Annotated in this window: 20 protein-coding genes; 12 read left to right on the plus strand and 8 right to left on the minus strand. The window is 72.1% G+C overall.

Annotated elements, in window-relative coordinates; genetic code table 11:
* Nucleotides 1-92: 92 nt before the first annotated feature.
* Entirely contained in the window at nt 93-1,334 is a 1,242-nt protein-coding gene (locus ACGFMK_RS36495) for a haloperoxidase (protein ID WP_392773332.1), read from the plus strand.
* Between the two features lie 681 nt (nt 1,335-2,015).
* On the opposite strand, the gene ACGFMK_RS36500 is transcribed toward ACGFMK_RS36495, so the two are convergent.
* The 6 genes from ACGFMK_RS36500 to ACGFMK_RS36525 all read right to left on the minus strand — a co-directional run bounded on the left by ACGFMK_RS36500 (nt 2,016) and on the right by ACGFMK_RS36525 (nt 7,459).
* Nucleotides 2,016-3,461, minus strand: a complete 1,446-nt coding sequence (locus ACGFMK_RS36500) for a sensor histidine kinase (protein ID WP_392773335.1) — start codon at nt 3,459-3,461, stop codon at nt 2,016-2,018.
* Nucleotides 3,458-4,153 carry a response regulator transcription factor gene (locus ACGFMK_RS36505; protein WP_392773442.1) on the minus strand — a complete coding sequence of 232 codons (696 nt, stop codon included), beginning with the start codon at nt 4,151-4,153 and terminating at the stop codon, nt 3,458-3,460. Before ACGFMK_RS36505 ends, ACGFMK_RS36500 begins: the two co-directional genes overlap by 4 nt.
* The gene (locus tag ACGFMK_RS36510; RefSeq protein ID WP_392773338.1) at nt 4,150-5,241 is read right to left on the minus strand and encodes a streptophobe family protein; all 1,092 of its coding nucleotides are present in this window, start codon (nt 5,239-5,241) and stop codon (nt 4,150-4,152) included. Before ACGFMK_RS36510 ends, ACGFMK_RS36505 begins: the two co-directional genes overlap by 4 nt.
* On the minus strand, nt 5,241-6,017 hold the full coding sequence (locus tag ACGFMK_RS36515) for an ABC transporter permease (protein ID WP_392773341.1): 777 nt from the start codon (nt 6,015-6,017) through the stop codon (nt 5,241-5,243). The genes ACGFMK_RS36510 and ACGFMK_RS36515 overlap by 1 nt, the downstream gene beginning before the upstream one ends.
* The gene (locus tag ACGFMK_RS36520; protein WP_392773343.1) at nt 6,014-6,940 is read right to left on the minus strand and encodes an ABC transporter ATP-binding protein; all 927 of its coding nucleotides are present in this window, start codon (nt 6,938-6,940) and stop codon (nt 6,014-6,016) included. Before ACGFMK_RS36520 ends, ACGFMK_RS36515 begins: the two co-directional genes overlap by 4 nt.
* 123 nt (nt 6,941-7,063) lie before the next feature.
* A complete protein-coding gene (locus ACGFMK_RS36525) occupies nt 7,064-7,459 on the minus strand; it encodes an HPF/RaiA family ribosome-associated protein (RefSeq protein WP_392773346.1) in 396 nt (131 codons plus the stop codon).
* Nucleotides 7,460-7,652: 193 nt separating this feature from the next.
* Between ACGFMK_RS36525 and ACGFMK_RS36530 the strand changes: the two genes are divergently transcribed.
* From ACGFMK_RS36530 to ACGFMK_RS36545, 4 genes are all read left to right on the plus strand, one after another.
* Nucleotides 7,653-9,953 (plus strand): P-loop NTPase fold protein, encoded by a 2,301-nt coding sequence (locus ACGFMK_RS36530; protein ID WP_392773348.1) that lies wholly within the window; start codon nt 7,653-7,655, stop codon nt 9,951-9,953.
* A gap of 406 nt (nt 9,954-10,359) precedes the next feature.
* Nucleotides 10,360-11,196 carry an alpha/beta fold hydrolase gene (locus ACGFMK_RS36535; RefSeq protein WP_392773350.1) on the plus strand — a complete coding sequence of 279 codons (837 nt, stop codon included), beginning with the start codon at nt 10,360-10,362 and terminating at the stop codon, nt 11,194-11,196.
* Nucleotides 11,189-11,764 (plus strand): TetR/AcrR family transcriptional regulator, encoded by a 576-nt coding sequence (locus ACGFMK_RS36540; protein ID WP_392773353.1) that lies wholly within the window; start codon nt 11,189-11,191, stop codon nt 11,762-11,764. Before ACGFMK_RS36535 ends, ACGFMK_RS36540 begins: the two co-directional genes overlap by 8 nt.
* Before the next feature lie 88 nt (nt 11,765-11,852).
* Nucleotides 11,853-13,043, plus strand: a complete 1,191-nt coding sequence (locus tag ACGFMK_RS36545) for a zinc-dependent alcohol dehydrogenase (RefSeq protein ID WP_392773356.1) — start codon at nt 11,853-11,855, stop codon at nt 13,041-13,043.
* Here the strand turns inward: ACGFMK_RS36545 and ACGFMK_RS36550 are convergent.
* Nucleotides 13,028-13,858, minus strand: a complete 831-nt coding sequence (locus tag ACGFMK_RS36550) for a LysR family transcriptional regulator (RefSeq protein WP_392773444.1) — start codon at nt 13,856-13,858, stop codon at nt 13,028-13,030. The two genes, ACGFMK_RS36545 and ACGFMK_RS36550, sit on opposite strands and share 16 nt — an antisense overlap.
* A 69-nt stretch (nt 13,859-13,927) precedes the next feature.
* On the opposite strand from ACGFMK_RS36550, the gene ACGFMK_RS36555 reads away from it, so the two are divergent.
* The 6 genes from ACGFMK_RS36555 to ACGFMK_RS36580 all read left to right on the plus strand — a co-directional run bounded on the left by ACGFMK_RS36555 (nt 13,928) and on the right by ACGFMK_RS36580 (nt 18,269).
* Nucleotides 13,928-14,653 carry an SDR family oxidoreductase gene (locus tag ACGFMK_RS36555; RefSeq protein WP_392773358.1) on the plus strand — a complete coding sequence of 242 codons (726 nt, stop codon included), beginning with the start codon at nt 13,928-13,930 and terminating at the stop codon, nt 14,651-14,653.
* Nucleotides 14,654-14,677: 24 nt separating this feature from the next.
* A complete protein-coding gene (locus ACGFMK_RS36560; RefSeq protein WP_392773361.1) occupies nt 14,678-15,451 on the plus strand; it encodes a helix-turn-helix domain-containing protein in 774 nt (257 codons plus the stop codon).
* A 73-nt stretch (nt 15,452-15,524) separates the two neighbouring features.
* On the plus strand, nt 15,525-16,664 hold the full coding sequence (locus ACGFMK_RS36565; protein ID WP_392773363.1) for a 4-hydroxybenzoate 3-monooxygenase: 1,140 nt from the start codon (nt 15,525-15,527) through the stop codon (nt 16,662-16,664).
* Nucleotides 16,665-16,708: 44 nt separating this feature from the next.
* Nucleotides 16,709-17,149, plus strand: coding sequence for a MarR family winged helix-turn-helix transcriptional regulator (locus tag ACGFMK_RS36570; protein WP_392773366.1), 441 nt, complete (start codon nt 16,709-16,711; stop codon nt 17,147-17,149).
* Between the two features lie 17 nt (nt 17,150-17,166).
* Nucleotides 17,167-17,718, plus strand: a complete 552-nt coding sequence (locus ACGFMK_RS36575; RefSeq protein WP_392773368.1) for an isochorismatase family protein — start codon at nt 17,167-17,169, stop codon at nt 17,716-17,718.
* Nucleotides 17,715-18,269: a YbhB/YbcL family Raf kinase inhibitor-like protein gene (locus ACGFMK_RS36580; protein ID WP_392773371.1), complete on the plus strand. Its 555-nt coding sequence runs from the start codon at nt 17,715-17,717 to the stop codon at nt 18,267-18,269. Before ACGFMK_RS36575 ends, ACGFMK_RS36580 begins: the two co-directional genes overlap by 4 nt.
* Nucleotides 18,270-18,539: 270 nt before the next feature.
* On the opposite strand, the gene ACGFMK_RS36585 is transcribed toward ACGFMK_RS36580, so the two are convergent.
* Nucleotides 18,540-20,198, minus strand: coding sequence for an alpha/beta fold hydrolase (locus tag ACGFMK_RS36585; protein ID WP_392773373.1), 1,659 nt, complete (start codon nt 20,196-20,198; stop codon nt 18,540-18,542).
* Nucleotides 20,199-20,378: 180 nt separating this feature from the next.
* Here ACGFMK_RS36585 and ACGFMK_RS36590 point away from each other — a divergent pair, with 180 nt between their 5' ends.
* Entirely contained in the window at nt 20,379-21,200 is an 822-nt protein-coding gene (locus ACGFMK_RS36590) for an inositol monophosphatase family protein (RefSeq protein ID WP_392773376.1), read from the plus strand.
* Nucleotides 21,201-21,202 lie beyond the last annotated feature (2 nt).

Below are 21,202 nucleotides of genomic sequence, written 5' to 3' on the forward strand. Positions count from 1 at the left end.
CTGAGGGATACGCGCTCGGGTTACACCGGCCGGGGGCTGTAACCACCCACCGTATCCGGGGTGACCACTTCGAAGACGCGAGGAGCGCACCCATGACCACACCGGTGTCCCGCCGACGACTGCTCGTGACGGGCGGGGCGGCCGCCGCCGTGCTCGCCGCCACCCGGCTCCCGGCCGCCGCGGCCACGTCAGCGCCGGTGCGGAGCGGCGCTGACGTTGTGCTGGCCTGGAACCGGGAGCTGCTGGCGATCGTGCGCACGGCCGGGCTCCAGCCCGCGACCGTGCACCCGACCCGGAGTTTCGCGCTGCTGCACGCGGCGATCCACGACGCCGTCGTCGCGACGACCGGCGTCGGCCGGCCGTACCTGTTCACCGTCGACGTCCCGCGTCCGGCGTCGGCGGAGGCGGCCGCGGCGCAGGCCGGCCACGACGTCCTGGCCGCGCTGTACCCGACCCGGACCGCGGAGTTCGACGCCTTGCTCGCCGGGCAATTGGCCGGCGTCAGGTCGGTTGCCGAGCGCGACGCGGGCGTGCGGGCCGGGCGGCTGGTCGCCCGGCTCCTGCTGGGATTACGTGCCGGCGACGGCTCGGCCGCGGTCCCGCCGGTGCTCGCGCCGGGCACGGCACCCGGGCAGTACCGGCCGACACCGCCCGCGTTCGCGGCCGCGGTGTTCACGCACTGGCCGGCCGTGACGCCGTTCGTGCTCGACCGCGCCGACCGGTTCCGGCCCGGTCCCTATCCCGCCCTGACCGGCGCGCACTACGCCCGGGCGCTGGCCGAGGTGGCGGCCGACGGCCGGGACGTCAGCACCACGCGCACCCCCGAGGGGACCGAGCAGGCGCGGTTCTGGGCGGCGCCGATCTGGAACTACTGGAACGAGATCACGCAGTCGGTCGTGGCCGGTTCGCACAGCAATCTGGTCGTCGCCGCGCGGGTGTTCGCCCGGCTGAACCTCGCCTTCGCCGACGCGGTCATCGCGTTCTACGAAGCCAAGTACCACTACCGGATCTGGCGGCCGATCACGGCGATCCGGCTCGAGGTGCCCGACTGGTCGAGCCTCGCGACCACCCCGGCCGACCCGTCGTACCCGGGCGCGCACAGCGTGATCTCGCGGGCGGGCGCGCTGGTGCTGCGCCAGGAGTACGGGCCGAACCGCCCGCTCGCGGTGACGTCCGAGGCGCTGCCGGGGGTGGTCCGGCGGTTCGGCTCGTTCGCCGACGTGGCTTCGGAAGCGGGCCTCAGCCGGATCTTCGCGGGTGTCCACACGCGCATCGACCACGAGGCCGGGCAGCAGCTGGGTCTCGACGTCGCGGAGTTCGTGCTGCGGTCGTGATCCGGGTTCGCTCGGCGCGGGCCGGGGTGAGTCGGAAGCAGGCGTCTTCGCCCAGTGCGGTGTCCAGTTCGACGTCGGCGCTGTGGGCTGGGGCCGGGGAGTGGGCGATCGCCGGTCCGAGCAGGTCGCGGGGTTCGTGGTCCGGGCTTGCTCGGCGCAGGTCAGGGTGAGTCGGAAGCAGGCGCCTTCGCCGAGTGCGGTGTCCAGCTCGCCGCTGTGGGCTGGGGCCGGGGGACGGGCGATCGCCGGTCCGAGCAGTCGCCGGGTTCGTGATCCGCGCTTGCTCGGCGCAGGTCAGGGTGGGTCGGAAGCAAGCCCGTTCGCCCAGTGCGGTGTCCAGCTCGCCGCTGTGGGCTCGGGTCGGGGAGTGGGCGATCGCCGGTCCGAGCAGGTCGCGGGGTTCGTGGTCCGGGCTTGCTCGGCGCGTGTCAGGGTGGGTCGGAAGCAGGCGTCTTCGCCCGGTGCGGTGTCCGGCTCGCCACTGTGGGCTGGGGCAGGGGAGCGGGCGATCAGCAGTCTGAGCAGGTCGCGGGGTTCGTCGTCCGGGCTTGCTCGGCGCGTGTCAGGGTGAGTCGGAAGCAGGCGTCTTCGCCCAGTGCGGTGTCCAGCTCGCCACCGTGGGCTCGGGTCGGGGAGCGGCGGTCACCGGTCCGAGCAGGTCGCCGGGTTCGTGATCCGCGCTCACTCGGCCCGGGCCAGGGTGAGCCGGAAGCAAGCCCCTTCGCCCAGTGCGGTCTCCAGCTCGACGTCACCGCCGTGGGCGCGGGCCAGCGAACGTGCGATCGCCAGCCCGAGTCCGGCGTCGGCGCCGCCCGAGCGCGTCCGGGCCCGGTCCGCGCGGTAGAAGCGGTCGAAGACGCGGCCCGCCTGTGCGGCACTCAGGCCCGTGCCCTCGTCCGCCACTTCGAGCACAGCCTGGCCGCCGGCCGTGCCGACGCCGATGCGGACCGGGGTGCCCGGCGGGGTGTGGGCGGCCGCGTTGCCCACCAGGTTGGTGACGACCTGCCGCAGCCGTGCCTCGTCGGCGTGGACCGGCGCCGGGCCGGGCCGGCCGGTGCCGCCCGGCCCGGTGAGCTCGACCGGCCGGGACGGGTCGAGGGCGCGCAGGTCGTGCCGGGCGTCGCCGGCGAGGGTGCGCAGGTCCATCGGCGCCCGGTCGAGCTGCCCTTCGGGCGCCTCGTCGAGCTGGGCGAGCAGCAGCAGGTCCTCGGTGAGCGCGGTGAGCCGGGTGGCGTCGCGGTCGATGCGGCTCATCACCTCGTCGACGTCGGCCCGCTCGGGCAGCGCGCCCATCCGGTACAGCTCGGTCGAGCCCTTGATGCCGAACAACGGCGTCCGCAGCTCGTGGCTGACGTCCGAGACGAACGCGCGCATCCGGGCCTCCGACGCGGACCGGTCGGCGAAGGCCCGTTCGAGCTGGCCGAGCATGGTGTTGAGCGACGCCGCGAGGTGCCCGATCTCCGTCCCGGTCGACGCGAGAACCGGGACGCGCCGGGTCAGGTCGCCCTCGGCGATCGCGGCCGCCGTGTGCTCGATCCGCCGCAGCGGCCGCAGCCCCCGGCCGAGCGCGAACCAGCCGACCGCGGTCAGCAGGACCAGCAGCACCGCGCCACCGATCAGGCTGCTCGACCGGAGCTGGGCGATCGTGGCGTCGGCTTCGGTGCGCGGCGCGGCGGCGAGGACCGTGCCGTTCCAGCCGACGGTCGGCCGGGCGACGGCGCGCCAGCGTCCCGAGCCGTCGGCGGCCGGCAGGTCGGCCGCGGTGCCGTCGGCGGGGATCGTGCGCAGCGCACCGGGGGTGGGCAACGCGGCGGCGTCGAGCCGGGAGGAGTGGACGCCGCCCGCCACCGAGCCGTCGGCGCCCAGGTACACCAGGTAGGGCGTGCCGAACAGGTCGAGGGCGGGATCGAGGAGCTCGGGGCGCGCGTTCGTGGTCTTCAGCCCGGGCGGCCCGGCGGCCGGCACCCGGGAGAGCAGCTCGGTGAGCGACCGCAGCTGCCCGTCGAGGCGGTCGAGCTGGTAACGCTCCACGTGGTCGGAGACGACCGCGCCGATCAGGCCCAGCCCGGCCAGCAGCAGGCCCGCGGTGAGCAGCAACAGCCTGGCCCGCAACGAAAGCCGCTTCACCGCCGGGGCTCCCGCAGCACGTAACCCACCCCGTGCACGGTGTGGATCAGCTTGGGCTCCTCGGTGTCCACCTTCCGGCGCAGGTAAGAGATGTAGGTGTCGACGATGCTCGCGTCGCCGCCGAAGTCGTAGTGCCACACGCGGTCGAGGATCTGCGCCTTCGACACCACGCGCCCCGCGTTCTCCATCAGGTAGCGCAGCAACCGGAACTCGGTGGCGGAGACACGGACGGGCCGCCCCTCCCGCGTCACCTGGTGGCCCTCGGCGTCGAGGGCGAGCGTGCCCGCGGTCAGCACGCCGGCCTGCTGGCCGGTGGTCCGGCGGAGGATCGCGCGGATCCGCGCGATCAGCTCCGCCAGGTCGAACGGCTTGGTCACGTAGTCGTCGGCGCCGAGGGACAGGCCGGTGACCTTGTCGGCCTGGCGGTCGCGCGCGGTGAGGAACAGGACGGGCACCGGCGCGCCGTGGCCGGGTGGCCGCTCGCGCAGCCGCCGGACGACCTCGAAGCCGTCCATGTCCGGCAGCATGACGTCGAGCAGCACCAGGTCCGGCGGCTGCTCGGTGGCCGCGGCGACGGCCTCGCCCGCCGTCGCCGCGGACGTCACCTCGAAGCCGGCGAACCGCAGCGCGGCGGAGAGCAGCTCGCGGACGGTGGCCTCGTCGTCGACCACCAGGAGCCGCCCGGACGTCATCGCTTCCATGCCCGCGAGGATACGGAGATCGCGCCGGCGAGCAGGCCGCTCGCGAACCCCGCCGCCGCGCCGGCCGCCAGCGCGAGCAGCGGATTAGCGGACAGCCTCGCGTCGAGGACCGGGATCGACAGCCCGAACGCCGTGACGCCGAGGTCGACCGAAACCCGGGACAGCAGCGTCACGACCGCCAGCGCGCCACCCGTCACCCCGGCGAAGACCCCGGCACGGCGCAGCGAGCCGCCAGGGCCGGACCGTGCGGCGACGACGGCGCAGGCCGTCAGCACCACCACCGGCACCCAGATCCACCCGCCACCCTGCTCGATCCCAGGGACAGCGCAGGAAAGCGCACCACTGGACGTCACCGTCCACGGCACACCGAGCCCGAGCACCAGGGCACCGGACACCGCTTGCGGCAGGGCGAGCAGGACGACTGCGGCCGCCGCCGCGCCGCCGAACCCGCTCGCGACGAGCGCACATCCCACGGTGAGCACCCCGAAAACCGTTGCGGCCAAACGTAATCCCGGCACGACGGCCGGGAACCGCACGGCAAGCACGCACACCCCGGCCACCACGAGCGCCCAGACGGCCGCGCCCGCCACCGTCGGCAGGAAGGCCGCGGAGAACCCGGCGTCGACCGCGCCGCCCGACCGCGACGCCACGCCCGATCCCGGCCCGCACGCCGACGCGCCACCCGTGCCGCCCGGCATTCGGAACGCCAGATTTCCCCGTGACAGCAAGGAGATCGCCGCCAGTCCGAGCACAAAACCGACGACCGCCGTCGTGACGCGGACGGCCAGACCGTCCCGGCCGTGCCGCAGCACCAGGGCCCCGAGCACCACCGCGCCCGCCAGGGAGACGCCGAGCGGCATGACGTCGACGGCGCCGTGAACGGTGATCGGTAGCGCGCCGGACGGGACGGCCACGACGTCCGCCGAGCCGCCGACGGCCAGTGCGACGACCGTCGCCGTCAGCGCGGTGAGGTCGCCGGACCGGCCGGCACCGAGCAGCAGCAGCGCGGCCAGTGCGACGGCCGCCATGACGAGCAGGGCGGCGGCCGCCGCGCCGAGGCCCCGGCGGACGTCCCGCATCAGACGTCCCGGCGCCGGAAGACCGCGAACGCGACGGCCAGGACGGCGGCGACCCCGAGGCACAGGCCACCCAGGTTCAGCCACGGGTGCGGGAACTCCGGATCGGGCACGGTCTTGAGGACCTCGGCCGCACCCAGCGTCGGCCAGAAGCGGAAAAGACCCTGGAGCCACCCGGGGAACGCCCCGGCGAGACCGGGCACCAGGAAGACGATGCCCACCAGCGTGGCGAGCGCGCCCGCCGTGGCCCGCGCGAGCACGCCGAGGCCGACCGCGAGCAGCGCGATCGCCGTCAGATAGACGCCGCCGCCCGTCACGGCGGAGAGCACACCGGGATCGCCGAGGCTCGCGTGCGGCACGTCCTGCAGGGCGAGGACGCCCTGCCCGAGGAAGAACGCCGCGAACATCAGCGCCTGGCCGGCCACCACGGCGACCGCCGCGGCCACCACCACCTTGGCTGCCAGCGTCCGGTGCCGTCGCGGCGTCGCGATGAGCGACGTCTGCATCAACCCGGTCGCGAACTCCGAGGTGACGACGAGGATGCCGAGCACCCCGAGGACCAGCTGGGCGACGACGTACGACATCAGGCTGCGCCCGGCCGGGTCCCACGCCTGCTGGTCGGCGAGCGTCAGGCTCGCGTACCCCTTCCCCGCGGCGTTCGAGGTGAGCGCGGTGATGCCGAGCCCGACGGCGAACAGGCACGTCAGCGTGAACCAGGTGGAGCGCAGGCTGCGGAGCTTGATCCACTCGGTGCGGACGGTGTTGGCGAACGCGCTCATCGGGCGACCCCCTGGTATTCGGCCCCCTGGTATTCGACGGAGTCCTTGGTCAGCTCCATGAAGGCGTCCTCCAGCGAGGCGCGCTGCGGGGTGAGCTCGCTGAGCGCGGCACCGTGGTAGGCGGCGAGCTTGCCGATTTCCTCGCTGCTCAGGCCGGAGACGACGAGCGACGCCTCGAGGCCCTCCCGCACGGTGGCGCCGGCGGCGGTGAGCCGGTGTGCGAAGCGCGGATCGGGCGTGCGGACCAGCACGGTGCCTGCACCGCCCGCGCGCATGAGCTCGCCGACGCCGGTGTCGGCGATGAGCCGGCCGCGGCCGATGACGACCAGGTGGTCGGCGGTCTGCGCCATCTCGCTCATGAGGTGGCTGGACACCAGGACGGCCCGGCCGTCACGAGCGAGGGACCGCATGAAGTCGCGGATCCAGCGGATGCCTTCGGGGTCGAGCCCGTTGACCGGCTCGTCGAAGATCAGCACCCGCGGGTCGCCGAGCAGGGCCGCGGCGATGCCGAGCCGCTGCCGCATGCCGAGGGAGAACCCGCCGGCCCGCTTGCCGGCGACGTCCTCGAGCCCGGTCCGCGCGAGCACCTCGCCGACCCGGCGGCGGGGGAGGCCGTTGCCGACCGCGAGGGCCAGGAGGTGGTCGTAGGCCTTCCGGCCGCCGTGGACGGCACCGGCGTCGAGCAGCGCGCCCACTTCGGTGAGCGGCGTGGGGAAGTCGGCGTACCGGCGGCCGCCGATGGTGGCCGAGCCCCGGGTCGGCGCCGCCAGGCCCAGGATCATCTTCATGGTCGTGGACTTGCCGGCGCCGTTGGGCCCGAGAAAACCCGTCACCTGCCCGGGTTCGACGGTGAACGAGAGGTCGTCCACCACGGTGTCGGGCCCGTACCGCTTGGTCAGGCCCCGTACGTCGATCGTGGTCATGCGGCGAGCGTGCCCGGCCGGTCCGGCCGGTTCCTGTGAGCTTCTGGGAGAACCCGGTGAATCCGGCGCTCAGGGGCAGCCGGAGACCGCTCGTCCCCAGGAAATCGCCACCGCCGCCGCTGATCAGGCCTGCGGTTCGTCGTCCAGCGCGCCGACCTGCTCGGGGTCCTCCGGGCCGGCCATGTGCCGGATGCTTTCGCTGCCCTTGTGGTCGTGGGCGCGGGTGTACCGGGTGTCCAGCACCCGCCCCAGCTTGTGCGCCGCCCCGGCGTACGCGTCGTCCACGGTGGCCGCGTGGTGGGTGACCGCGACGGGCTGTTTACCGCCGGGCCGGGCCTCGATCACGCACTTCTTGTCGTCCGGCTTGCCGCCGCCGTCCTCGCTGAGGTGCACCTCCACCCGGGTCAACCACCCGCCGAACCGGGAGAGGCTGTTCTCCAGGTCGGTGGTCACGAAGGTGGCCAGTCGCTCGCCACCGTGGACGTTGTGGTCGGTGTTGACCTGGATCTGCACGGGCATCCTCCGAAACGAGACTGCGATGGACTCTTGCTGTACCACCGGGGCGGCCGGCTCAAACGGACAGGCGTTCCGGCGATCTGCCCGGTCGCCGAGCGGCACCTGGTCACCGCCGGACAACGGCGGCGTTCGGCCAACAGGGCAGACCTGCTCCAGAACCAGCGACCGGCACCGGGGGAGTCGGCACCATGTCACGATGAGCGATGAACGGCCCCGGGATCTCGGCCCCAGCCTGCTCCAGGAGTGGAACGTAACGACGTCGGACGACTTCGAGTTGTGGACGGCGGCCCTTGCTCTCGAAGTCATGCTGGACGATGCCCTCGCCGACCCGCATCTCCGGGCGACATTACGAGGTGAAGGGCTTCGTGCCGAAGACGCGAAAGCGGCTGTTCTGAGCAGCGAATCCACCCTCGCTCGGGTACGCATGGCACAGGACGAATATGCCCAGCAGGCCCACACCGATCAGCGCCGCCCGAAGATCTGGTCTCTCGGCCCGGCCAAGATCCTCTGGCTGGGTGTCGCGGTCGGCTTGACCGCAGGTTATCTCACTTGTTTCGTCTACAGCTATTCCGCGCTTTCCTGGCTGCTTTCCGTCATGGGCGTCGCCGGACTGGCCGGAATCGTCGGCATCTCCGGCCGGATCGTGCTGCGACGTGTCCCGGAGCTCTTCCCGATCACCAGCGCCGGCGAGCTGGGCCGCATCGTCGCGCACGAGGACCTCATCGGCCTCGGCAACCGGCTTGACGAGGTCCAGGCCGAGATCGTCGTGCCGGCGGTCCAGGAGTTCATCCGGCGCAACCGAAGGCTCACGTTCGGGAACAAACTAATCTTCCGCGAAGTCACGGGCCTTTACCAGGAAAGCGGCAGCAACATCATCCAGACGTCGGCCACGCGGCGCCTGACCCGCGTACTCGACCGCGCCGACTCCGTTGCCGTGGCCTTGGCCGGCAACCGGGGCGTGGGCAAGACGACTGCGATCAAGTCGATCACCACCGGCCTCCACAGCAGCGGCGGCAGCCCGACGCCGTTTTTGGTGCTCGCCTCTGCCCCGGCCAACTACGAAGCCCGCGACTTCGTCCTGCACCTCCACGCCTTGCTCTGCCGCGCGGTGCTCGACAACGTCGGACGCCCGTCATCGCCCGGTCGCCGGAGGCTCCTCCGCCGCACCTTCCACCGCCTGACCGGTATCGCCGTGCAGTTCGCCTTCGCTGCCGCGATCTCGATGCTGATCTGGGGATCGCCCGACATCGTCGCCTTCGGACGAGACGTCGCTGACCTGCTTCGCCGCGCTTCGGGTGCGCTGCCCGGCAGCCTGTCCCAGCTGACGGACGGCCGGCACCCGGCACACCTCCTCGCGCTGGCCATCTTGGCGCTTGTTCCGCTGCGCGTCTTCGCCATTCTGGTCACAGCTGTTGCCCGCACGGCGTTCGCCGCCGTCCGCGATCGCACCCCACCCGGCATCGCCGCACTCCGGAAACAGGCCAGGAAACAGCTCGATCAGATCCGGTTCCTGCAGACCTACACCACCGGCTGGTCCGGCAAGCTGAGCATGCCCCTCAAGGGCGAGGCTGGCCGGACCTGGTCCACCCAGCGCGCCGAGCAGCAGCTCACCCACCCCGAGGTGGTCGACAAGTTCCGGGAATTCGCGACCTCGACCGCGCGGCAACTCGAACAAGAGAAGCTCGCCGGTCTTCTCGTCGTCGCGATCGACGAACTCGACAAGATCGGCGAACCGGAGAAGGCCCACCGGTTCATCAACGACATCAAGGCCATTTTCGATGTTCCCGGCTGCCTGTTTTTCGTGTCTGTCTCCGACGACGCGGTGCTCAACTTCGAAAAACGCGGACTCGCGGTGCGTGATGCGTTCGACAGCGCGTTCACCGAGATGATTCGAGTCGAGCACTTCACCCTCGAGGAAAGCCGCCTGTGGATCACGTTGCGGCTGCCGGACCTACCCGAACAGTTCGGGTACTTGTGCCACTGCCTGTCCGGCGGGCTGCCGCGCGATCTTCGGCGCTACACCATCGAAATGGTGGACATCGCCAACGAGATCTACCACCCGACCTTGGAGACCGTCACCCGCACCCTGATCGGCAACGAACTGCGCAGCAAGGCGCACGCCTTGGCGGGTATGGCCGACATGCTGCCGCCCACCGACGAGGTAACGCGCCTCTCGGCCGCACTCCTGCACCTCAAGGAAGTCGACCAGTCACTCCAGCTGGTCGAGTTCGCCCACCGCATCGTCGATCCTGCGGTCGACGGTGATCCGGACAACCCGGTCGAGCGACTGCGCCGGCACGCAGCGTGTTTCGCGCTGCTGTGCGCCACCGTGCTCGATGTCTTCACCGACGATCTGCATGAGACCGACCTTGGCCCGGATCTCCATCTCATCGCTCTGGCCCGGCAGCGCATGGTTGTCCACCCCAAGTTCGCCATGGAGACCATTTTCGCGGTCCGCAAGTCGCTGGACCTCGATCTCACCGAGCCGGCCGGCTGACCACCGGGGCGGTGGGCTCACACGGACACGCGCTCGGTGCCGGGCAATTGCCCACCGCGACGAACCAGTCGGCGGCCCTCACCGTCGCGTAGCTCACCGCACCGACCGGGATGGTGGTCGGCGAGGCCGACCGCTGCGGACGAGAGCCGGAGTGGTCGCCAGGCGAGGAGGATCGAGACGATTCAGCCGATCGGGGGCAGTCAGAAGGCGACGTTCTGCCTGGTTTCGGTGCACGGAATAGGGTCTCGTCCGGCCGGCATGAGGTCGTCTGCCACCAGCCTGGGATCCGCTCCTTCGAGGTCCTGCCGGGACCGGCCAAGTATCGCTCGAAGCCGGGTTGTTGACTCCGCTGGCTAACGCGACTAGCTTAAAGCTATCCAGATTAGCCAACCGCGGGGAGAGCGTCATGACCGAGCACCTGAGCATCAACGGCGGCACCATCGCCTACGACGTCACCGGAGAGGGGCCGCTCGTCGTGCTGGCGCACGGCATCGGCGACAGCCAGCACTCCTACCGGTTCCTCGCGCCGGCCCTGGCCGCGGCGGGGTACCGGGTCGCGAACGTCGACATCCGCGGGTGCGGTGACTCGAGCCTCGGCTGGGACGGCTACAGCCGCACCGACATCGCCGGTGATCTGGTCGCCGTCGTCCGGGAGCTCGGGGGCCCTGCGGTGCTCGTCGGGCAGTCGATCAGCGGGGGTGCCGCGACCATCGCGGCCGCCACCGCGCCCGAGCTGATCGCCGGGGTCGTCGAGCTGGCGCCGTTCACCCGGGCGCAGGCGTTCGACCTCGGCGGGCTGCTGCGGGTGAAGCGCTTCCGGGCCGGCTACACCCAGCTGGCGCAGGTCATCATGTGGGGGAGAGCGGCGAACTGGCTGAAGTACCTCGACGTGGCGCTCCCGGTCAAACCCGCCGACTGGGACGCCGAGCGGGCCCGCATCGAGGCGAAACTGAGCGAGCCCGGCCGCGTGAAAGCCTTGCAGGCCATGTGCAAGACCAGCCCGGCCGACGCCGGAGCGCAGCTGCCGAACGTCCGGTGCCCGGTCCTGATCGTCGAGGGCAGCCTCGACCCGGACTGGGCCGACCCCCGTGCCGAGGGCGAGAAGATCCTCGCCGACCTGCCGCGGGGCCTCGGGGAACTCGTGGTCGTCGACGGCGCCGGGCACTACCCGCACGTCCAGACGCCCGAGCGGGTCGCCGAGCTGACCCTGCCCTTCCTGAACCGGACGCTCGCCCGTGCCTAGGGCCGGCCTGACCCCGGCGGCGGTCACCGAAGGCGGTGCCGCGCTGGTCGACGAGGTCGGGTTCGCCCAGCTCAGCATGGGCCTGCTCGCCGAGCGGCTCGGGGTGAAGACGCCGTCGCTCTACAAGCACGTCGCCGGCCAGGCCGAGCTCGCCCACCGCATCGCCGTCCAGGCCATGACCGAGGTCTCCGCCGCCATTCGCGACGCGACCCAGGGCCGGGCCGGCAGTGAAGCTCTCGCCGCCGGCGCGCAGGCGATGCGCAGCTACGTCAAACAGCACCCCGGCCGGTACGCGGCGGCCAACGCGGCGCGCGCGACCGGGGACGACGACCCGCTCGTCGCCGCGGGCGACCAGGTGCTCGCGTCCTGGGCGGCGATGCTGCGCGGGTACCGGATCGACGCCGACCAGGAGATCCACGCGCTGCGGCTGGTGCGCACCGTCCTGCACGGGTTCGCCACCCTGGAAGAGGCGAGCGGGTTCCAGATCGACGTGGACGTCGACGACACCTTCACCTGGACGATCGACTTCATCGACCGCGGCCTGCGAGCCCTGGGCGGCACCGCCTGACCGAATCGCTCACCCGTTCGGTGCCCCGCGTTTGCCTTGGCCGCGTCAGGGAAACCGGGGTCCGAGACCTGAACGGGAAGAGGAGACCATGAAGGCAGTGACCTGGCACGGCAAACGCGACGTCCGCGTCGAAGAGGTGCCGGACCCGAAGATCGAGGAGTCCACCGACGCGGTCATCCGCGTCACCTCGACCGGTATCTGCGGCTCCGATCTGCACCTGTACGAGGTGCTCGGAGCCTTCATGACCGAAGGCGACATCCTCGGGCACGAGCCGATGGGGGTCGTCGAGGAGGTCGGCGACGCGGTCACCGGCATCAAACCCGGCGACCGCGTGGTGATCCCCTTCAACATCTCCTGCGGCCACTGCTGGATGTGTGAACGCGGCCTGCAGTCGCAGTGCGAGACCACCCAGGTCAAGGACCAGGGCAAGGGGGCCGCGCTGCTCGGCTACACCAAGCTCTACAGCCAGGTGCCCGGCGGGCAGGCCGAGTACCTGCGGGTTCCGCAGGCGCAGTACGGCCCGATCAAGGTCCCGGACGGCCCGCCGGACGAGCGGTTCGTCTACCTCTCCGACGTCGTGCCCACGGCGTGGCAGGCCGTCGAGTACGCGAACGTGCCCCGCGACGGCACCGTCGTCGTGTTCGGGCTCGGGCCGATCGGGCAGATGAGCTGCCGCGTCGCCCGCCACCGCGGGGCCGGCCAGGTCATCGGCGTCGATCTCGTGCCCGAGCGGCTCGCCCGGGCCCGCGAACACGGCGCCACCGTGCTGGACACCCGTGACCACAAGGACATCGGCGACGCGATCCGCCAGCTGACGAACGGCCGCGGTGCCGATTCGGTGATCGACGCCGTCGGCATGGAGGCCCACGGCGCCCCGGTCGGCAAGCTCGCGCACAACCTCGTCAACCTGCTGCCGCAGCAGATCGGCGCCAAGGTCACCGAGAAGGTCGGCATCGACCGGCTGAGCGTGCTCTACGCGGCCATCGACGGCGTCCGCCGCGGCGGCACGATCTCGCTGTCCGGCGTCTACGGCGGCATGGTCGACCCGATGCCGCTGATGGCGATGTTCGACAAGCAGATCCAGCTGCGGATGGGCCAGGCCAACGTCCGGCACTGGATCGACGACATCATGCCGGTGCTGACCGCCGACGGTGATCCGCTGGGCGTCGAAGGCTTCGCCACGCACAAGCTGCCACTGTCCGAAGCGCCGCGCGCGTACGACCTCTTCCAGAAGAAGCTCGACGGGGCCCAGAAGATCCTGCTTCAGCCCGACGCGTAAGTCTCCGACGCGCAGCGGGACGCGGCGCGCACCAGGCTCGCGACGGCGCGGGACCGGCTGTGCGGCGGCCACGCGATCAGCGTCGTCACGGCCGGCGCGTCGACGACCGGGACGGCGGCCAGGTCCTGGCGCAGGTGGGCGAGGCACGACTCCGCCAGGATCACCGTGGTCCGGCCGAGGGCGATCAGCTGGTAGAGCTGCGTCAGGTTCCGGACCTCCGCGCCCGACCCGTCCGGGTAGGTGCCGTCGGCGGCGGGCCAGCGAGCCATCGGGAGGTCGGAAAGCGCCGCGACGTCGGCGGCGCGGACGTGCGACCGGCCGGTGAGCGGGTGTCCGGCCGGGAGGATCACCACCTGTCCCTCGGTGAACAGCTCCTCGGTGTCGAACCCGGTCGTCGAGTCGTACGGCCGGTGCATCAGCGCGACGTCGGCCTGCCCGTCCCGTAACAGCCGCTCCTGCTCGTGGGCCTCGCACAGCACCACGTCGACGTCCACGGCGTCCGGCTCGGCGGCGTACGCGGCGAGCAGCTTCTTCAGCAGGTCGCCGGCGACACCGGCCTTGGTGACGAGGACCAGCCCGGTCCGGCCGGTCGCGGCCCGCCGGGTGCGCCGTTCGGCCGCGGCCACCGCGCCGAGGACGGCGCGTCCCTCGGCCAGCAGCACCGAGCCGGCCTCGGTGAGCGTCACCGCGCGGCTGGTGCGTACGAACAGGGCGACACCGAGGCGCCGTTCGAGGCCGCTGATCGCGCGCGACAGCGGGGGCTGGGCGATGCCGAGCCGCTCGGCCGCCCGGCTGAAGTGCAGCCGTGGATCGATACCGGCCGGGTATCAATGCTTGCTCGGACGGTGTTGGTGCCCTGGCCGGGCGCAACCAGGATCGAAGGCATGAGCGAACAGACGATCGCGCTGGTCACCGGCGCCAACAAGGGAATCGGGTACGAGATCGCGGCGGGCCTGGGTGCGCTCGGCTGGAAGGTCGGCGTCGGCGCCCGCGACGAACAGCGGCGCGAGAGTGCGGTGGAGAAGCTGCGTGCCGGCGGGGCCGACGCGTTCGGCGTCCCGCTGGACGTGACCGACGACGAGAGTGTGACCGGCGCGGCGGCGCTGCTGGACGAGCGCTTCGGCCGCCTCGACGTGCTCGTCAACAACGCCGCCGTGGTCGGCGGGTTTCCCCAGGAGCCCACCAAGATCAGCCTCGACGTCATCCGCGCGGTCGTGGAGACCAACGTGATCGGCGTCGTCCGGGTGATCAACACGATGCTCCCGCTGCTGCGCCGCTCGGCCTCACCGCGGATCGTCAACCTCTCGAGCGAAACCGGCTCCCTGGCCCGCCAGAGCGAGCCGGGCAGCGACTTTTCGTTCCTCTCGGCCGGTTACATGCCGTCTAAGACCTTCCTCAACGCCATCACCGTCCAGTACGCCAAGGAACTGGGCGACACCCACATCCTGATCAACAACGCCTGCCCCGGGTACGTGGCGACGGACCTGAACGGCTTCCGCGGCGTGCGCACCCCCGAGCAGGGCGCGGCGACCCCGATCCGGCTCGCGACGCTGCCCGACGACGGGCCGACGGGCGGCTTCTTCGACGACGAGGGTGTGGTGCCCTGGTGAGGATCGGCGGTAATCTGGCTTGTGATGCCGGAAACCCGCCAGTTCGAGAAGCCGGGAGGCGCGACGCCTCGTGGTGGCGGCTGGCTGCCCCACGGCTTCCACCTGGGCACCCACTCCCACCCCGACGGCCAGCTCGTCTACGCGGCCGCCGGGGCGCTGGCCACCACGACCGAGCGCGGGACGTGGGTGGCGCCGGCCAGCCGGGTCACCTGGACCCCGCCCGGTTTCGAGCACTCCCACCGGTTCTACGGCCGGACCGACGCCCGGCTCGTCGTCATCCCGGCCGACGAGTGCGGTGACCTCGTGGCGCACCCCAGCGTGTTCGCGGTGAGCCCGCTGCTGCGGGAGGTGCTGCTCGCGCTGACCGGTCCGAGCGGCCGGTCTCCGGAGAGCGAGAAGCGGCTGCGCGCGGTCGTGGCCGACGAGCTCGGCGAGACGCCCGAGCAGTCCCTGCACCTGCCCGAGCCGCACGACGACCGGCTGCGCGTCGTCACCGATCTCCTGCGCGCCGACCCCGGCCGGAGCACGACCCTGGCGGAGCTGGGGCGCGCGGCGGGGGCGAGCGAGCGCACCCTCAGCCGCCTGTTCCACACCGACCTCGGGATGAGTTTTCACCGCTGGCGCACCATCTTGCGCATCCACCACGCGGTGGTGCACCTCACCGGCGGCCAGTCCGTCACCGACACCGCGGTCGCGTGCGGGTGGTCCAACCCGTCGACCTTCATCGAAGCCTTCACCGCGGTCGTCGGCCAGACCCCGGGCCGCTACCAGGCGGGTCTCCACGACCACGGCGGCTGAGGTTGGCGGCTTTCCGGTATCCGGTGGCCGGATATCGGTGGGCAGCCGATGGTTCCCGGTCCACTGTGGTCACATGACCAAGAACGAGAACACCACCGTGGTCGTCGTGGGCGGCGGCGTCGCCGGTCTCACGCTCGCGAACTTCCTGCTGCGCGGCGGAATCGGCTGCACGGTCCTGGAGAAGCACAGCCGTGACCACGTCGAAAACCGCCAGCGGGCCGGGTCCCTCGACGCCCGCGGCGTACGCCTGCTGCGGGAGTGGGGGCTGGGCGAGGTCGTGGAAGGAAGTACGAGCCACGACACCGCCGATGCGGGCATGCCGCTGCTGATCGACGGGAAGAAGCGGCTGTGGAAAACGGGGGAGGACGACGACGGCGCGTTCTGCCCCCAGCAGATCCTCGTCCGGAACCTCATCGCGGTCTTCCTCCGCGACGGCGGCGACCTGCGCTTCGAGGCGGAAGACGTTGCGCTGGAAGGGATCGACACCGAGCGCCCGGTGGTCCGCTACCGGGACGCCGCTGGCGCGCCACACGCGCTCGGCTGCGCGTTCGTCGCCGGCGCCGACGGCTACCAGGGCGTCAGCCGGACGGCCGTCCCCGCGGACGTCCTCACCTGCGACACCCACGAGTTCGGGTACGCCTGGCTGACGGTCATGGCGGGCGTGCCGGCCGATCCGCCGGCCGTGCTGGCGGTGCATTCCCGCGGCTTCGCGGCGCGGATCACCCGTGGCCCAGCCGCGAGCCGGCTCTACCTGCAGTGCCCGCTGACCGACGGCGTCGACGAGTGGCCGGACGAGCGCGTCTGGCGTGAGCTGGGGACCCGGTTCGGTGAACCCGTGGTGCCGGGGCCGATCACGAGCAAGCAGGTCGTGCCGCTGCGCGGAGTGGTGTTCAGCCCGATGCGCCACGGCCGGCTCTACCTCCTCGGGGACGCGGCGCACCTCATCTCCCCGATGAGCGCGGAGGGGATGAGCCTCGCCCTCCACGACGCCGAGGTGCTGGCCCGCGCGGTCACCCGCCAGGTCGAGAAGGACGACGCGAGCCTGCTCGACAGCTACTCCGGCACCTGCCTGAGCCACACGTGGGAGCGCCAGGCGGCCGCGGTCTGGATGACCGAGACGATGCACGACTCCGGTGACGCCTCCTACGAAGGGGAGTTCCGCAGGCAGATCGCCCGGAAGAACCTGGAGTCCATGGTGGAGCCCGAACGCTGACCCGGGCAGATTGCCAAGGCAGATTGATAAGGTAGCCTTAGTACATGACCGACGATCCGGATCCCGCCGACGTCGCCGCGGAGCTGCTGGCGAGCATCAGCGTGCTCGTGCGGCGGGTCCGGCAGGTGCCGGCCGAGGGCGGGCTCACGATGCCCGAACGCACCGCGCTGTCCCTGCTCGGCGGCTCGGGCCCCACTACCTCCTCGGCACTCGCCCGGGAAGCGCAGATCACCGCGCAGGCGATGGGCGCGACGCTGAGCGGGCTGCGGGACCGCGGCCTGGTCGAACGCCGTCCGGATCCGCACGACGGACGGCGCGGGGTCCTGATGCTCACCCAAGCCGGTGCGCGGGCCTTGAAGGACAAGCGGAACGCGCGCGTCGAGCTCATCACCGGGGCTCTGACCGGCGGTTCGTTCACCTCCCGGGAGCTGAAGCAGCTCGCCGCGGCGGCGCCGCTGCTGGAGCGGCTGGCCCGGATCGTCTGACCTCCCAGGGAGAAACCATGGCTTTGACCACGATCGATCCGGTGCCCGCACTGGTCGTGATCGACCTGCAGCAGGGCATCGTCTCGGCCTTCGACGACCCCTCGGTGACCGCCGTCGTCAAGCAGGCGGCGCACCTCGCCGCCGAGTTCCGGCGGCACGGCCTGCCCGTGGTACTCGTCACCGTCACCGGCCGCGCGCCGGGGCGGACCGACGCCGGAGGGAGTGGTGGCGCGGTGCCGGCCGACCTCGTCGGCGAACTCGACGTCCAGCCGAGCGACCACCTGATCACGAAGCGGCGGCGCAGCGCCTTCCACGACACGGGCCTCGACACGCTCCTGCGGGACCTGGGTGTCACGCAGGTCGTGCTCGCCGGGATCTCGACCAGCTCGGGTGTCGAGTCGACCGCGCGGTCGGCGTCCGACCACGGCTACCACGTCGTCCTGGCCACCGACGCCATGACCGACCCCGACACCGAGGCCCACGGCCACAGCGTCGGGCGCGTCTTCCCGAAGCTCGGCGAAACCGCCACCGCCGCCGAGATCACCGACCGGATCGAGGCGACCCGATGACACTGCTCGGCCGGCTCCTCAAGAACCGCAGGGCCGGGGACGCCGACACGGCGTGGAACCTGCCGAACCTGCGGGGCCCCGAACTGCTGACACTCACCAGCCGAAGCTTCGACGACGGCGGCGCCATGCCGCTGGAGAATTGCGCGAAGCCCGTCGGCGGCAGCGATCTCTCTCCGCAGCTGGCCTGGACCTCGCTCCCGGACGGCACCGCGGAGCTGCTCCTGGTCGTCGAAGACATCGACGTCCCGCTGGGCAAGCCCGCCGTGCACTGCGTCGCCCTGATCGACCCGGCGGCCGGGGAGCTGGAGCCCGGCGCCCTGGCCGCGCGGCAGCCCGGCAAGGGGGTACGGGTGCTCCGCTCCACCATCGGCCGCGGCTACCACGGCCCCGCGCCGGTGAAGGGCCACGGGCCGCACCACTACGTCTTCCAGCTGTTCGCCCTCGCGGCGCCGGTCGGCACCACGCCGACGGCCGGGCCCCGCACGGTCCTGCCGACCGTGACCGGGCCGGTCCTCGGCCGCGGCCGGCTGACCGGCGTCTACGAACGCTGATCCCGCGGCGGGCCGCCCGGCAGCGGGTCGCGGCCGGGAGCGCGGAGACCGTCGCGGACAACCGCGACGACCCGCTCGGTGATCGCGCGGACGTGGTCGCGCGATCACCGCCGGCAGAAGGTGGGCCGGCCCGACCCCGGCGCGCTTGACGATCTCGCTGGTCGGCACCGCCGGGCCGGGTTCGGCGATGGCCGTCCGCGCGACCACCGGTTCGGCGCTGCGGGGCGGGCGGCCGCTCCCGCAAGGAACGACCGCCCGCCGGGCACAGCGTCAGTTGAGCTCGCTGATCCTGCGCCGGACGTCCGCACGCAGGCCGGAGAGCGCGTCGGCGCCGCGGGTGGTGAGGCTGCCGTGCGTGGCGCCGAGCGGGCCGGTCACCGGGTACACGGCGTCCTCGTCCGGCAGCGGCACGCCGGGGCAGGTGATGCTCGCCGTCCGGGAGTTCTTGACCAGGAAGGTGTTCACCACCCCGTCGACGCACGGGTCGCCGCCGAGGGCGTACTGGCCGTGGAACGGCGAGTCGTCCACCGACACCAGCGGGACGCCGGCCGCGCGCGTGGCCGCCTTCGCCTGCTCGTAGCCGGTCTGCGGGTCGAACTCACCCTGGACGACGAGCACGTTCCCGGCGACCTCCGCCGGGAGGTTCGGCAGGGTGTGCTGCGGCGCGTCGGACCAGAAGCCGCACGGTTCGCTCAGGCCGTAAAGCCAGCCGTACAACGGGTACTGCGGGCCCTGCCGGTCGCTGAGCCGCTTGTACCAGGCGGCGGACTGCGTCGGCTGGTCACCGCAGGCCACGGCGTAGCGGGTGCCGGGGACCGCGGTGTAGTCGGGCACGGCGGCCGCGATCTTCGCCGCGGTCAGCTGGGCCGCGGGCACGCCGAAAGCACTGCGGGACACCGCATCCAGCTCACCGCTCGGAGGCGCGCTACCGGGGTCCAGCGAGTTCGCGCCGAGGACCAGCACCAAGACCCCGAAGTACCACTGGAACTGGCTACCGTTGCCCACGAAGATCCGGTCGAACGAGTCACCGTCGATGCCCTGGGTCTTGTAGAAGGCGCGGATCTGCTCGATCTTCGCCTTGACCTCGGGCACGGTCGTCCCGAGCTGCTCGCCGTAGCGGCGGGTGATCCACGGCAGGTAGACGTCGTCGAACTGCCGCTGGTCGATCACCGGGAACGCCTCGAAGTCGGCCTGCAACCGTCCCTCGAAGTTCACGCTGGAGTCGAGCACGGTCTTCCCGGTGTGCTGCGGGAACAGCGACGCGTACTTCGCGCCCAGCCAGGTGCCGTAGGAGTAGCCGAAGTAGTTCAGCTTCTCGTCGCCCAGCAGCGTGCGGATCAGGTCCATGTCGTGCGCGGTCTGCCACGTCGTGACGTACGGCGTGAGCGCGTCGCTCTGGCACGCCTCGGCGATGGCCCGCGGGGTCTGCTGGTGCAGCGCGATGCTCTGCGCCGACCGGTCACGCGCGTCGAGGCCGGTCGGGATCCGCCCGGTGGGGACCTGGCACCGGAACCCGTGGTCGTCGCTGCCCTCCCGGCCGGTTCCGCGCGGGTCCATGCCGACCAGGTCGTACCGCTCGTTCACCGACGGTTCGAGGCCGGCGAGCGCGCCGGCGAGCGAGGTACCCTGGCCGCCGGGCCCGCCGGGGTTGACGAGGATCGCGCCGAGCCGCTCGCCGGTGGCCGCGACGCGGCTGATCGAGACCTGCAGGTCGACACCCGCGGCGGGGTTCGCCCAGTCCCGCGGCACGGTGATCAGCGCGCACTCGGCGGGCTTGGCGCCGTCCGCCGGGGTGAACGCGCACGCGCCCCAGGTGACCTGCTGGGTGGTGTAGGGCGCGAGGGGGTCGTCGTCGGCGGCCGCGGCGGGGGTCGCGGCCGCGACCAGTGCCGCGACGGTGACCACCAGCCCTGCTCGGAAACCTGGCATTCGTCTTCCTCCCGGTGGAGTGTGGAGGACGAAACCGTTCCACACCGTCACCCGAAGGGGATCATCCCGGAGTATCAGTTATCGGGGCGGTGGTCATACCTCGACGATTGCGTCTGGGTAAATCAACGAGTGCAAAGCATTCATTTGAATTAATACCCATTCCTGCCTACGGTCGGAGACATGAGCACGACAACGCCTTTTCCGCAGGCCACGACCGAGGACACCGCCGTGCTGACGGCGGCCGTCGCCGCGGTGCGCGACGCCGGTCGCCGCCTGCTCGCCGGCTATTCCCCCGCATCGCGCCCGGCCGACCGCGCCGGCCTGCTCGCCGCCATCGAGGAGAACGAACGGACCTCGATCGACGGCCTGCGTGCCGCCCTCACCGCGGCCCGGCCCGAAGCGAACTGGCCGACCGAAGAGCAGGAAACCGCCGAGCTGCCGCCGGGGGAGTGGTGGGCGGTGGACGCGGTCGAGGGCAACGTCAACCACGTGCACGGGCTGCCGGAGTGGTGTGTCACCGCGACCCTGCTCCGCGACGGCGTCCCGGTGCTGACGGCCGTCCACCAGCCGGTCGGCAACGTCGTGCACACCGCGATCCGCGGCCACGGCGCGTTCGCGGACGGCCGGCGTCTGCGGGTCTCCGCCAAGACCGACCTCGGCGCCGCCATCGCCACCACCGGGCAGGCCGAGGCCGGCCAGCGCGAGACCTACCGGCGCATCGGCGAGTCGATCACCGCGATGCTCGGCAGCGCGCTGCTGGTCCGCGCGACCGTGCCGTCGACGTTCCCGCTGCTGCTTGTCGCCGCCGGGCACGCCGACCTCTTCTGGCAGTACCGGCCGACGCTGCCCGGGGTCGCCGCCGGCGCGCTGCTCGTCACCGAGGCCGGCGGCCTCGTGACCGACCTCGCCGGCGCGCCGTGGCGGCCCGGCAGCGACGGCATCCTCGCCACCGCGCCCGCCCTGCAGGCCGCAGCCCTCGCCACGCTGTCCACTGTAGACTGAAG

The organism is Amycolatopsis sp. NPDC049252 (genome assembly GCF_043197175.1).
GTDB lineage: Bacteria > Actinomycetota > Actinomycetes > Mycobacteriales > Pseudonocardiaceae > Amycolatopsis.